Origin of the sequence: Solibacillus sp. FSL R7-0682, from assembly GCF_038005985.1 — a bacterium.
In the GTDB taxonomy this organism is placed as follows: Bacteria; Bacillota; Bacilli; order Bacillales_A; family Planococcaceae; genus Solibacillus.
In genome coordinates this window covers 898,956-912,423 of sequence record NZ_JBBOUI010000001.1, presented here as the reverse complement: position 1 = coordinate 912,423, position 13,468 = coordinate 898,956, and the positions used below count along the sequence as shown (strand labels likewise).

Annotated in this window: 9 protein-coding genes; all 9 read right to left on the bottom strand. The window is 38.1% G+C overall.

Features of this window, described 5'->3' with window-relative positions; all coding sequences use genetic code 11:
- Positions 1-164: 164 nt before the first annotated feature.
- The 9 genes from spoIIP to gltB all read right to left on the bottom strand — a co-directional run bounded on the left by spoIIP (position 165) and on the right by gltB (position 13,371).
- Positions 165-1,052, bottom strand: a complete 888-nt coding sequence (gene spoIIP, locus MKZ17_RS04540; protein ID WP_340722614.1) for a stage II sporulation protein P — start codon at positions 1,050-1,052, stop codon at positions 165-167.
- The gene (locus tag MKZ17_RS04535; protein WP_340722613.1) at positions 1,042-1,581 is read right to left on the bottom strand and encodes an RNA polymerase sigma factor; all 540 of its coding nucleotides are present in this window, start codon (positions 1,579-1,581) and stop codon (positions 1,042-1,044) included. Before MKZ17_RS04535 ends, spoIIP begins: the two co-directional genes overlap by 11 nt.
- A gap of 214 nt (positions 1,582-1,795) precedes the next feature.
- A complete protein-coding gene (gene sufB / locus MKZ17_RS04530; protein WP_340722612.1) occupies positions 1,796-3,193 on the bottom strand; it encodes a Fe-S cluster assembly protein SufB in 1,398 nt (465 codons plus the stop codon).
- A 79-nt stretch (positions 3,194-3,272) separates the two neighbouring features.
- Positions 3,273-3,713 carry a Fe-S cluster assembly sulfur transfer protein SufU gene (sufU, locus tag MKZ17_RS04525; protein ID WP_340722611.1) on the bottom strand — a complete coding sequence of 147 codons (441 nt, stop codon included), beginning with the start codon at positions 3,711-3,713 and terminating at the stop codon, positions 3,273-3,275.
- Complete coding sequence (locus MKZ17_RS04520) at positions 3,703-4,932, bottom strand: cysteine desulfurase (RefSeq protein WP_340722610.1); 1,230 nt, start codon at positions 4,930-4,932, stop codon at positions 3,703-3,705. The genes sufU and MKZ17_RS04520 overlap by 11 nt, the downstream gene beginning before the upstream one ends.
- Positions 4,932-6,239 (bottom strand): Fe-S cluster assembly protein SufD, encoded by a 1,308-nt coding sequence (gene sufD, locus MKZ17_RS04515; protein ID WP_340722609.1) that lies wholly within the window; start codon positions 6,237-6,239, stop codon positions 4,932-4,934. Before sufD ends, MKZ17_RS04520 begins: the two co-directional genes overlap by 1 nt.
- A gap of 18 nt (positions 6,240-6,257) precedes the next feature.
- Entirely contained in the window at positions 6,258-7,040 is a 783-nt protein-coding gene (gene sufC / locus MKZ17_RS04510; RefSeq protein ID WP_340722608.1) for a Fe-S cluster assembly ATPase SufC, read from the bottom strand.
- A 313-nt stretch (positions 7,041-7,353) separates the two neighbouring features.
- Positions 7,354-8,835 (bottom strand): glutamate synthase small subunit, encoded by a 1,482-nt coding sequence (gene gltD, locus MKZ17_RS04505; protein WP_340722607.1) that lies wholly within the window; start codon positions 8,833-8,835, stop codon positions 7,354-7,356.
- Between the two features lie 15 nt (positions 8,836-8,850).
- Positions 8,851-13,371, bottom strand: a complete 4,521-nt coding sequence (gene gltB, locus MKZ17_RS04500) for a glutamate synthase large subunit (RefSeq protein ID WP_340722606.1) — start codon at positions 13,369-13,371, stop codon at positions 8,851-8,853.
- Between the last annotated feature and the right edge of the window lie 97 nt (positions 13,372-13,468).

Genomic DNA, 13,468 nt, shown 5'->3' with positions numbered 1-13,468 from the left:
TAATTATTTCATCGGACGAATTTATTGTAAATATTTTCTAAGTTAACAATTAATGAACAATGCCCTGTAACGTCTATTTTTCACTAAAAATACATATTTCCTGCTATGTTTCAATGTTTATATTCGAAATCTCAACTCACCGTTCCCAAAAATATACCACCATTTTACTCTTCCTTATTTTCAATAATTTCTTTAATGACTTTTGCAAGAATATCAGCCGTTCTATAAGACTCTTCTAACGTATTTTCAGTCCCACCTATTTCTACTAATGTAGAATTTATATGGAGATCCTGATTATACGTGTTTCTTGGATCCACTCCTTTTTCAAAAACACCTTTTGATAATTGAGGATACAATTCTTCCAATTTTTCGTGAAGGAGATTTGCAAACTCCCTATTCTCCTTATAGTTATCAGTCGTTTTAGAGACAACAAATAAAACCTTTGCATAATCAACTCCATCAATATTTACAGTCCTATCTGCTTGTCCTAGTGATCCCCTGTGTATATCAAAAACCATTTTCACAGTATCATGTTCATTTAATAGGTTTGTAAGTATTTCCCTTGTAACTGCATACGAATCGGTAAAACGTAAGTTACGTTCCTTTAAAATTCCCATTACATCCGTATCATCAAAGACCGTGTTAATATTATTTCCTTTTAACGCATTACTTAATGCCCGTCCTACTAATGTTATATTAGTAGATTCACTATATGGATTTTTAGTTTCTGGAATAAATGATTCATAATTGTGCGTATGATAAATGAGAACTAATGGATCTTCATTTTCAATAGTCGAAAATACTGATTGATCTTTTACATTATTTACATCATTTATTATTTCCTTCCCATAAAAAAAGAATATCCATGTGAAAGCTAAAGTAAAAAGTAAAATGCTACTAGAAATTAAAGAAAACTTTTTAATCGTCCCTTTTTTATTCATGCCTCTTGCTTGTTGTCTAAGTTTATTTTCAACTGTGACGATAAACTCTTTTCTTGGATTTTGTGGGTAAGTGTCCTTAATCAAATCAAATAATTCTTTTTCATTTTGCATTTGTAAAAACCCCTTCCACATCAAAATTTAGTTTTCGTTTAAGTTCTTTTAATGCTCTGTGATAATCGACTTTCACCTTAGATTCACTACATTGCAAGATTTCTGAAGTTTCTTTTATGGAAAATTCATTTATTCCGCGAATAATAACTACTGCTCTATATTTAGGCTTTAATTTTGAAATCGCCTCATGGACAATTTGTTTTATTTCTGTAATTTCATACACTTCATCCGGTTTATTTCCAGTAAACTCTAGTTTATTGAAGAAACCGTCCTTAAAAACCGATGCAAATTTCTTTTTCCGATAATGATCAACCGCTACATGCTTTGCTATGGAAAAAATCCATGTTTTTAAATTGTTTTGGCCATTAAAGTTGGGCAAATTTTTTAATACCCGGATAAATACTTCTTGTGTCATGTCTTCAGCATCGTTTTGATTTCCTGAAAAACAAATAAGAAATTTGTACACGTTTAAATAATGATCATTATAAATATTAACAATACGAGACTCTAAACTTTTAGAATCAAGCAAACTTTTCCCTCCTTTTTATGTAATCACTTATTATTCGTTTGAGGTTTGAAAAAGGTTACAATTATTTTCGGTACTTTAAGAAAAGTCCACTTTGAATATCCCGTGCATAACAGACATGATGCATACTTCCACTACGTTCCAACATATTATTAAAAAAAAAGAGATTTCAAGCAACGGTTTGCTGCTTGAAATCTCTTGATGTTTGAATATTAAATTATCCGATAGAACCTTCCATCTCGAACTTGATTAGACGGTTCATTTCTACTGCGTATTCCATTGGTAATTCTTTTGTGAATGGCTCAATGAAGCCCATTACGATCATTTCTGTCGCTTCTTCTTCAGAAATACCACGAGACATTAAGTAGAATAATTGCTCTTCAGATACTTTCGAAACTTTCGCTTCGTGCTCTAAAGATACGTTATCATTTAAAATCTCATTGTATGGAATTGTATCAGACGTTGATTGATTATCCATAATTAACGTGTCACACTCGATGTTTGCACGAGCACCTGACGCATTTTTACCGAACTTCACTTGACCAAGGTATGTTACTTTACCACCTTGCTTCGCAATCGATTTAGAAACGATTGTAGAAGATGTGTTTGGTGCTAAGTGAATCATTTTGGCACCAGCGTGTTGGTGTTGACCTTTACCTGCTAATGCAATTGATAATGTCATACCACGAGCACCTTCGCCTTTAAGGATACATGCTGGGTATTTCATTGTTAGTTTAGAACCGATGTTACCGTCGATCCATTCCATCGTACCGTTTTCTTCAACTACAGTACGTTTTGTAACTAGGTTGTATACGTTGTTCGCCCAGTTTTGGATTGTTGTATAACGGCAATATGCGTTCTTTTTAACGATAATTTCTACTACAGCTGAGTGTAGAGAGTTTGTTGTGTAAACTGGTGCTGTACATCCTTCTACGTAGTGTACAGATGCATCTTCATCTACAATGATCAGCGTACGCTCGAATTGACCCATGTTTTCAGAGTTAATACGGAAGTATGCTTGTAATGGTGTATCTAATTTAACACCTTTAGGCATGTAGATGAATGAACCACCAGACCAAACTGCAGAGTTTAAAGCCGCAAATTTGTTGTCAGTGTAAGGGATTACTGTACCCCAGTGTTTTTTGAAGATTTCTTCGTTTTCTTTTAATGCTGAGTCTGTATCTTTAAAAATAACACCCATATCTTCAAGGTCTTGCTTCATGTTGTGGTAAACTACTTCAGATTCATACTGAGCAGATACACCTGCAAGATACTTTTGCTCTGCTTCAGGAATACCTAATTTATCAAATGTTGTTTTGATTTCTTCAGGTACTTCATCCCATGAACGTTGTGTCGCTTCAGATGGCTTTACATAATACGTAATTTCATCGAAGTTTAATGAGCCAAGGTCGCCGCCCCATTGAGGCATTGGCATTTCGTAGAATTTTTCAAGAGCTTTTAAGCGGTAGTCAAGCATCCACTGTGGCTCTTCTTTCATGTTTGAGATTTCACGAACGATTTCTTCTGTTAGTCCACGCTCAGAACGGAAAATTGATACGTCCTTGTCATGGAAGCCATATTTGTAATCGCCGATATCAGGCATTTTTTTAGCCATGTTGTCTCCTCCGTTCATTATATGAGAAGTGTGCTAAAATGCATGATGCAATCATTCATTTTAGCCTTACTTACAGTCATTATTTCATTTCGTTATTAACGCCTTTTTCCATCGCTTTCCAGGCTAATGTAGCGCATTTAATACGTGCTGGGAATTTTGCAACACCTTGTAGTGCCTCTACGTCCCCAAGGTCATATTTTTCATCGTCGAAGTCTTCACCTAGCATCATTTTTGAGAAAATGTCTGCAAGTTCAAGTGCTTCTTCTAATTTTTTGCCTTTAACGATTTGTGTCATCATTGATGCAGAAGACATCGAAATTGAACAGCCTTCACCGTCAAATTTCGCAGCTTCTACAATGCCGTCATTCAGCTTTAGTGTTAAATGGATACGGTCGCCACATGTTGGGTTATTCATATCGATTGTTACACTGTTTTCTTCTAGTGACCCTTTATTACGTGGGTTTTTATAGTGATCCATAATTACGGAACGGTATAGTTGATCTAAGTTATTAAAAGACATCGCCAAAATACTCCTTCGCTGAGCGCAATCCAGCAACAAGACGATCGATATCCTCTTCATCATTGTACATGTAGAAGCTTGCACGAGCTGTTGCTGTTACTTGAAGCCATTTCATTAAAGGCTGAGCACAGTGATGACCCGCACGAACTGCAATACCACTCATATCTAGTACAGTTGCGACATCATGAGGATGCACATCATCTAAATTGAATGTTACAAGTCCGCAGCGTTTCATTGGGTCACGTGGTCCGAAAATCGTTAAACCATCAATTGTTTCTAATTGATCCATCGCATAGCCGGCTAATTTATGCTCATGCGCTGCAATGTTGTCCAAACCGATTTCTTCTAAAAAGTCGATTGCTGCACCTAATCCGATTGCACCTGCAATGATTGGTGTACCACCTTCAAACTTCCACGGTAACTCCTTCCATGTCGATTCCTGTAAACCTACAAAATCGATCATTTCGCCACCAAACTCAACTGGTTCCATGTTTTCAAGAAGCTCTCTTTTACCATATAGTACACCAATTCCAGTAGGAGCACACATTTTATGTCCTGAAAACGCGAGGAAGTCACAATCTAAATCTTGCACGTCGATTTTCATATGAGGAGCTGCTTGAGCACCATCTACAACCATAATTGCACCATTTTTATGGGCAATTTTAGCGATTTCCTTTACTGGATTAATTGAACCTAATACGTTTGATACATACATTACAGACACAATTTTCGTTTTTGGCGTAATTGTTTCACGTACTTTTTCTATAGAAATCGTACCATCTGCTTCTAAATCAATGTATTTAAGTACCGCTCCTTTTTCTTTTGCAAGCTGCTGCCAAGGAATAATGTTCGAATGGTGTTCCATGTACGTAATGACAATTTCGTCACCTTCTTGCACATTTTGACGTCCATAAGCTGCTGCTACAGTATTTAAAGAAGTCGTTGTACCACGTGTAAAAATAACCTCTTGTGTCGAACTTGCATTAATGAACTTACGAACTTTTTCACGTGCACCCTCATAAGAATCCGTTGCACGATTCCCTAATGTATGCACACCACGGTGAACATTTGAGTTATCTAAGTGATAATAGTTCGTTAAAGCTTCAATTACCTGGATTGGCTTTTGAGATGTAGCGGCACTATCCAAATAAACTAACGGATGTCCATTCACTTCCTGATTTAAAATCGGAAAAAAGCTTTTAATGTCTTTTGATATCATTATCGAACTTTCCTTTCGATAACCTCCGTCAGCTGCTTTTTAACACCTTCGATTGGTAAGTTAGTAACAACTGGCGCAAGGAATCCATGAATTACAAGGCGCTCTGCTTCTGTTTTTGAGATACCGCGGCTCATTAAGTAGTAAAGTTGAGTCGGGTCAACACGTCCAACAGATGCTGCGTGTCCTGCTGTTACATCGTCTTCATCAATTAAAAGAATTGGGTTTGCATCACCACGGGCTTGTTCAGAAAGCATTAATACGCGAGATTCTTGCTCTGCATTTGCTTTTGTACCGCCATGCATGATATGACCAATACCATTAAAAATTGATTGTGCGGCATCTTTCATTACACCGTGCTTTAAGATTTGACCGTCAGAGTTTTTACCCCATTGACGAATTAATGTTGTAAAGTTTAATTTTTGGTTGCCGCTACCTACAGTTACCATTTTGAAATCAGAAGTTGAGTTGTCACCAACTAAGTTCGTTGTATTTTCATAAACAGTATCTGAGTTCGTCATTAAGCCTAATGCCCAGTCGATTTTTGCATCACGCTCTGCATGACCACGACGGTTTACATAAGCTGTAAATCCTTTAGCTAAGTTGTCTACTGCACCAAATGTAACTTGTGCATTATTTGAAGCAATTACTTCTGTTACAACGTTTACTTGACCTTTCGCTTCTTCAAACGTAGATACATAAGTTTCTACATATGTTACTGCTGAAGATTCTTCTGCTACCACTAAAACGTGATTGAATAATGAAGCTTCTGGATTGTCATTTACGAAGACAACTTGCAATGGTGCATCGATAATAACGTTGCGAGGAACGTAAACGAAAATACCGCCATTAACAAGAGCTGCATGGTAAGCAGTCAATTTATGCTCGTCCACTTTTACAGCCGTTGTCATAAAGTATTTTTCTACTAAATCCGCATGCTCGCGAATTGCAGTTTGAATATCTGTGAAAATAACACCTTTATTCATAAGTTCTTCTGAAACTTTAATGTACGCTGGTGTGTTGTTACGTTGAATGTATAGGTTTTCTTGATTTTCTATATCAATAATTGCCTTTACTTCTTCTGGTAACTCTTCAAGTGATGCGTATGCAGCACTTTCTACAGTATGCGCAGGAAAATCAACGAAATTCCATTTTGCAATATTCGTTCTATCTGGTTTTGGTAATTCAAGCGCAGCAGCTTTTTCTAATGCGCTCACACGGAAATCAGCAAATGCTGCTGGTTCGTTGTTCATTTCAGAGAACGAGCGTACATCTTGTGCTGATAACGCTAATTTTGTTTCAACCGTCATCTTAGTCGTCCTCCTTAATTATGCTTCTTCTGTAACAGCATCAGTATTCTCAATACCTAGCTCTTGTTTAATCCATTCATAGCCTTCTGCTTCTAAACGTTGTGCTAATTCTGCACCACCAGATTTAACTACGCGCCCTTGCATCATTACGTGTACGTGGTCCGGAGTGATGTAGTTAAGTAAACGTTGGTAGTGTGTGATCATTAAGCAACCGAAGCCTTCGCCGCGCATTTCGTTAATACCTTTAGATACTACTTTTAATGCGTCGATATCTAAACCAGAGTCAATTTCATCTAAAATACCGAAAGTTGGTTTAATCATCATCATTTGTAAAATTTCATTACGTTTTTTCTCACCGCCAGAGAAGCCTTCGTTTAAGTAACGTTGCGCCATTTCTTCTGGCATTTCTAAGAATTCCATTGTTTTGTCTAATTCACGGATGAATTTCATTAATGAAATTTCATCGCCTTCTTCACGACTAGCGTTAATTGCTGAACGTAAGAAGTCTGCATTTGTAACACCTGCGATTTCTGATGGATATTGCATAGCTAAAAATAGACCTGCTTGAGCACGCTCATCTACTTCCATTTCTAATACGTTTTCACCATCGATTAATACGTCACCTTGTGTTACTACGTATTTTGGATGCCCCATAATTGCTGAAGCTAAAGTTGATTTACCAGTACCGTTTGGACCCATGATCGCGTGTACTTCGTTTGTGTTAATTGTAAGGTTTAAACCTTTTAAAATCTCTTTTCCGTCGATTTCAACGTGAAGATCTTTAATTTCTAAAGTTGCCATTAGATTACCTCCAAATGTTCATTTGCATGACAAATGCATGCCAAATTAATATCATTACAATCTTACCCGAAATGAATGTTTGTTGCAAATAGTTTAGAATGATTTTAATTAAAAAATCTTTATTAATCTTTAAAAACGCTTTTATTTAGTTTGTTTCTACTATATAAATAGAGTTTATTATGAATCCATCATTTTCAATTCGAAACTTCTAATTGAGAATCAATTTCACTTATTCGTTGATTATCAGTATTAACGATTAAAAGTGAGAAAAAAAACGTCATTTCGATTAGCCGAAATGACGTTTTTAAAATGTTTAGTTTTTAACTAGTACATCCGTTAAATAGTAATGTACGCTTGCTGCAACCGCACGCCCTTCTTTAATTGCCCATACGATTAAGCTTTGACCACGGCGCGCATCACCTGCCGCAAAAACACCCGGTACTGAAGTCTCGTAATCTTTAATAGAAGCACGAATCCGATTATTCGTTACATCAACACCAAAATGCTCTGGTGTTTCTTTTTCTGTCCCTTCAAATCCGATCGCTACGAATACATGTTGTGCCGGCCACACCTTTTCAGTACCCGGAAGCTCTTTAAAATAGTGGAAGCCATCTTCACCTAGTATTTTTTCCATTTGAATAGTGTGAAGTTCTTTCACATTATTGTTTGCATCCTTAATAATTTTCGTAGTTTGAATACAATACTCACGTGGATCACGTCCAAATTTCGCATCAGCCTCCGCATACGCATAGTCTAACGTATAAATGTTAGGATCCTTTGGCCACATCGTCTCATCAGTACGCGTTTTTGCCTGTTGAGGGTGCTTACCGAATTGGTATACTGAGCGACACTTTTGACGTAGCGACGTTGCTACACAGTCCGCACCAGTATCACCACCACCGATCACGATAACATCCTTTCCTTCCACGTTTAATGCCTTTTTATCCTCAAAGTTGGAATCGAGCAAGCTTTTTGTAACACACGTTAAATAATCCATCGCTAAATGAATATTGCCTGCATCGCTACCTTCCATATGAAGCTGACGTTGCTTTTGTGCACCAGTACATAAAATGACAGCATCAAAATCAGCTTGCAGTTGTTCTTTTGTTACATCTTTTCCTACTTCAGTATTTGCAACAAAGCGTATTCCTTCTAATGATAGTAAGTGTATACGACGTTCTATAATTTCCTTTTCAAGCTTCATGTTTGGAATACCATACATTAGCAAGCCACCAAAACGGTCTGAACGTTCAAATACTGTTACGTTATGTCCCATTTGATTTAATTGATCAGCTGCTGCTAACCCAGCAGGTCCCGATCCAACGATTGCTACTTTATAAGTAGTACGCTCCTTTGGAACACGAGGTGTTACCCAACCATCCTCAAAGCCTTTATCGATAATCGTACGCTCAATAGATTTAATCGCGACAGCTGGATCTGTAATAGCTAACGTACAGGAACCTTCACAGGGCGCTGGACAAACTCTCCCTGTAAATTCAGGGAAGTTATTCGTCATATGCAAGCGATCTAATGCTTCCTTCCACTTGCCTTTATATACTAAGTCATTCCATTCTGGTATTACGTTGTTAATTGGGCAACCTGCTGCCGTACCGCGAATTTCGATTCCCATATGGCAAAAAGGTGTACCACAATCCATGCAACGAGCCCCTTGAGTTTGTAATTTTTCATCAGAAAGCTTACTTGCATATTCATTCCAGCTTGAAATGCGCTCTAGTGGAGGTTTTTCCTGTACTTTTTCACGTTTATATTCCATAAATCCTGTTGTTTTTCCCATGCTAGAACCCTCCTCTTATTTTGAACTCACAAGCTTTTTTTGACTTTCTGTTACTTCTACAAACGCCTGCATCGCTGCATTATCTGCCGTTAACCCATTTAATTTATGCAGTTCAATTTTTTCGATAATCGCTTTATAATCTGACGGTACAACTTTCACAAATTTTGGAACAAATTTCTCCCATTTCGCTAAAATATCTAACGCATACGAACTATCCGTTTCCTCTAAGTGTTTAATAATCATTTGACGCACTGATTCAATTTCATGCTCCTCGGTTAACTTTTCAAATTCAATCATCTCCATGTTGCATTGTGCTTTAAATTGTTCTTCGTCTGTCGGTAACACATAACCGATGCCGCCTGACATCCCTGCACCAAAGTTTTGACCAACATCACCTAAAATGACAATTTTACCACCCGTCATATATTCACAACCGTGATCGCCAATACCTTCCACCACTATGTTTGCACCTGAGTTCCGGACACCAAAACGATGACCTGCGCGCCCATTAATAAACGCTTTACCGCTCGTTGCACCATATAAACAAACATTCCCAGCAATAACGTTTTTCTCTTGCTCTCCTTTAATGGGTGCAATCGCTACAACTTTACCACCAGATAGGCCTTTACCAAAGTAGTCATTGACATCTCCAACAACGCGCATTGTCATTCCTCGTGGTGCAAATGCACCGAAGCTTTGACCTGCATGACCAGTGAAATTAAGTTGAATTGTATTGTCTGGTAAGCCGACTTCCCCGTATTTACGTGAAATTACACTACCTACAATTGTCCCCATAACACGATCTGTATTTTTTATCGGATAATCAAGTTCTACTACTTGTTTTTCAGCAATTGCTTTTTCGACTTTTGGTAATAGCTCACGTACATCGAAACTTTCTGCAATATGATGATCTTGCTCTACTTGCTTTGTACGAGTACCTTGTATTTGATAAAGTAGGGCAGTTAAATCTAACTGACTTGCTTTCCAATGCTTTTTCGTACGTTCTGAAATTTGCAATACATCTGTTCGCCCAACCATTTCTTCTACAGTACGGAAACCTAGAATACTCATATACTCTCGCATTTCCTCTGCAATGAAACGCATATAATTAACAACGTGATCTGCATTCCCCATAAATTTTGCACGTAGCTCTGGATTTTGTGTTGCTACGCCTACCGGACATGTATCTAAATGACACGCACGCATCATCACACAGCCTAAAACGATTAATGGTGCTGTTGCGAATCCGAATTCTTCAGCTCCTAATAATGCTGCCATAATAACATCTTTACCTGTCATTAGCTTTCCATCCGTCTCTAAAATAACGCGGTCCCTTAAGCCATTTAACATTAATGTTTGATGAGCTTCTGCTAATCCTAGCTCCCACGGTAAACCTGTATGCTTAATCGACGTCTTCGGGGATGCACCTGTACCACCGTCATATCCTGAAATAACGATTACATCAGCAGCACCCTTCGCCACACCCGCTGCAATCGTACCAACGCCTGCTTTTGCGACAAGCTTTACTGAAATGCGAGCATAACGGTTTGCATTTTTTAAATCATGAATCAATTCCGCCATATCCTCGATCGAATAAATATCATGATGTGGTGGTGGTGAAATTAAACCAACGCCAGGTGTCGAGCCACGTACTTCTGCTACCCAAGGATATACTTTATTGCCCGGTAATTGACCACCTTCACCTGGCTTCGCTCCTTGTGCCATTTTGATTTGAAGTTCATCAGCATTAACTAAATAATGCGATTTTACGCCAAAACGACCTGATGCGATTTGCTTTATTGCTGAACGCTTACTATCACCATTAGTTTCTGGTGTAAATCGAGCAGGATCTTCCCCACCTTCACCAGAATTTGAACGTGCACCTAATTTATTCATCGCAATTGCCAATGTTTCATGCGCTTCTTTCGATAAAGAACCAAATGACATCGCACCTGATTTGAATCGTTTAACAATTGACTCAACTGATTCAACCTCTTCCATCGGTAAACGACGTTCTGCCTTTTTAAACTCAAAAAGATTTCGTAAAAAACCAATTCTCTCTTCATTAGCCATTTCAGCAAACATGCGATATAGACCATAATCATTTTTGCGTGTCGCCCATTGCAAGGTATGAATTGTTTTTGGATTGAAAGCATGATGTTCACCGTCAGCACGCCATTGGAAATCTGACCCTGATTGAAGCTCCGGATTCATTGACAATACAGCTGCCTCATGGCGTCGTGTCGCTTCCTCGCCAATTGTCGCTAAATCAATGCCATCTATTTGAGAAGCTGTACCTGTAAAATATTCTTCAATAACAGTCTTTGAAATACCTACCGCCTCAAATACTTGTGCGCCACGATAAGATTGTACAGTTGAAATCCCCATTTTTGACATGACCTTCACAACACCATCTGCCGCTCCTTTGCGGAATTTTTGTATGGCCTTTTCATAAGCAATGTCTAAATGATCCTTTTCAATTGCTTCTGCAATCGTTGCATATGCTAAATACGGATGAATGGCATCAACACCAAAGCCGATTAATGCAGCAAAATGATGTACCTCACGAACTTCACCACTATTCACAACGATACTTACTTTTGTTCGTAAGCCAATTCGTACCAAATATTGGTGGATTGCACTAGCCGCAAGTAAAACTGGTATTGTAAGTTGTTTTGCATCCTCTACATAATCCGATAACACTAAAATCGTTTTACCACCAAAAATTGCCGCTTCTGCCTCTGCTTTAATTCGATTTAATTCACTTTCTAAATTTTCAGTAAATAATAAAGAAATTTCAGCTACTTCAAAATCTTCTTCTTTATTATTTATTAATTGCTCATACTCAGCAGTCGTTAACACTGGTGTATTTAAAATTATCCTACGCGCATTTTGAGCTGTTGGATGTAATAAATCACCTTCTGCCCCTAAAAGCGTCATTGTCGACGTTACAACATGTTCACGAATCGAATCAATTGGTGGATTTGTTACTTGTGCGAAAAGCTGCTTAAAGTAATTAAATAATGATTGTGGTCGCTCAGATAATACAGCAAGCGGTGAGTCGTTCCCCATCGAGCCTAGCGGATCTTTTCCTTCTTTAGCTAATGGCACAATATATTTTTGAACGTCTTCATATGTGTAGCCGTGAATTTTTTGACGTAATGTAATATCTGTTACCTCTGCAAGCTTTTCTACTTTTGTTTCAAGCTTTAGCATATTTTCTTCCAACCACGTTGCATACGGCTGTGCAGCTGCCATTTCTGATTTCAACTCTTCATCTGAAATGATTCGTCCTTGCTCTAAATCGATTAGAAGCATACGCCCTGGGCTTAAACGGTCTTTATATAAAATATCTTCCTCTGCGTAATCAACAACACCCGTTTCTGATGAGAAAATGACATGGTCATCTTTCGTTACATACAAACGTCCTGGACGTAATCCGTTGCGATCTAAAATTGCACCGATTTGTTTCCCATCGGTGAAGCAAATGGCTGTCGGACCATCCCATGGTTCCATTAAACTTGCGTGATATTGATAAAATGCTTTGCGGTCTTCCTCGATGCGTGGATTTTCTGTCCATGGCTCTGGAATCATCATCATAGCTGTTTGTGCTGGAGTACGACCTGCTAACACGAAAAACTCAAAGGCGTTATCAAGCATTGAAGAGTCTGAACCCGTTGTATCAATAATTGGTAGTAATTTTTCTAGATCATCACCAAATGCTTCCGATACAAATTGCTGTTCACGGGCACGCATCCAATTAATATTGCCTCGTAATGTGTTAATTTCACCGTTATGAATAATATAACGATTTGGGTGCGCACGCTTCCAAGATGGGAATGTGTTTGTTGAATAACGGGAGTGTACAAGGGCTAAAGCAGATACGAAGCTTTCATCCTGTAAATCAATATAAAAGTCACTAACTTCTTCCGGGGCAAGTAATCCTTTAAAAACCATTGTCTGGCTTGACATACTAGGAATGTATAATTCATATCCTTGTTCGTTTGCCCAATGCTCTAACTGCTTACGGATTACATATAATTTTCGCTCAAATGCTTTGCCATCGCTTTCTGTTGATTTGATAAATACTTGACGTACAACAGGTGCACTCGATTGAGCGATATCACTTAAGTTTTCTTTATTTGTTGGAGCTGTTCTCCAGCCGATCAATTGTTGACCTTCTCCAGTAATCAGCTCGTTCATTTTTTGTTCAATTTTTTGTGATTGTACTCCATTTTCCGTTAAAAATAATTGACCTACACCGTACTTTCCCTTTTCAGGTAAATCTAACTCGGGACAGTTTAATTTGAAGAAGGCATCTGGAATTTGTACCATTAGTCCTGCGCCGTCGCCCGTTTTACCGTCTCCCCCACGTCCTGCACGGTGTTCTAAGCGACATAACATTTCTAAACCGTTTTTCACGATGGCATGTGATGCGATACCTTTCATATTGGCATACATTCCTATCCCACATGCGTCATGTTCGAATTCCGGATTGTATAGTCCTTGTGCTTTAGGTAACTGGTGAAAACTCATTATAATTCCCCCTCATTCTTTCAATAACGTATTTACATTTTAAAGTTTTCGAAATAATATAAACAATATATAGTTTGGATAGGAACAATCTACTTTT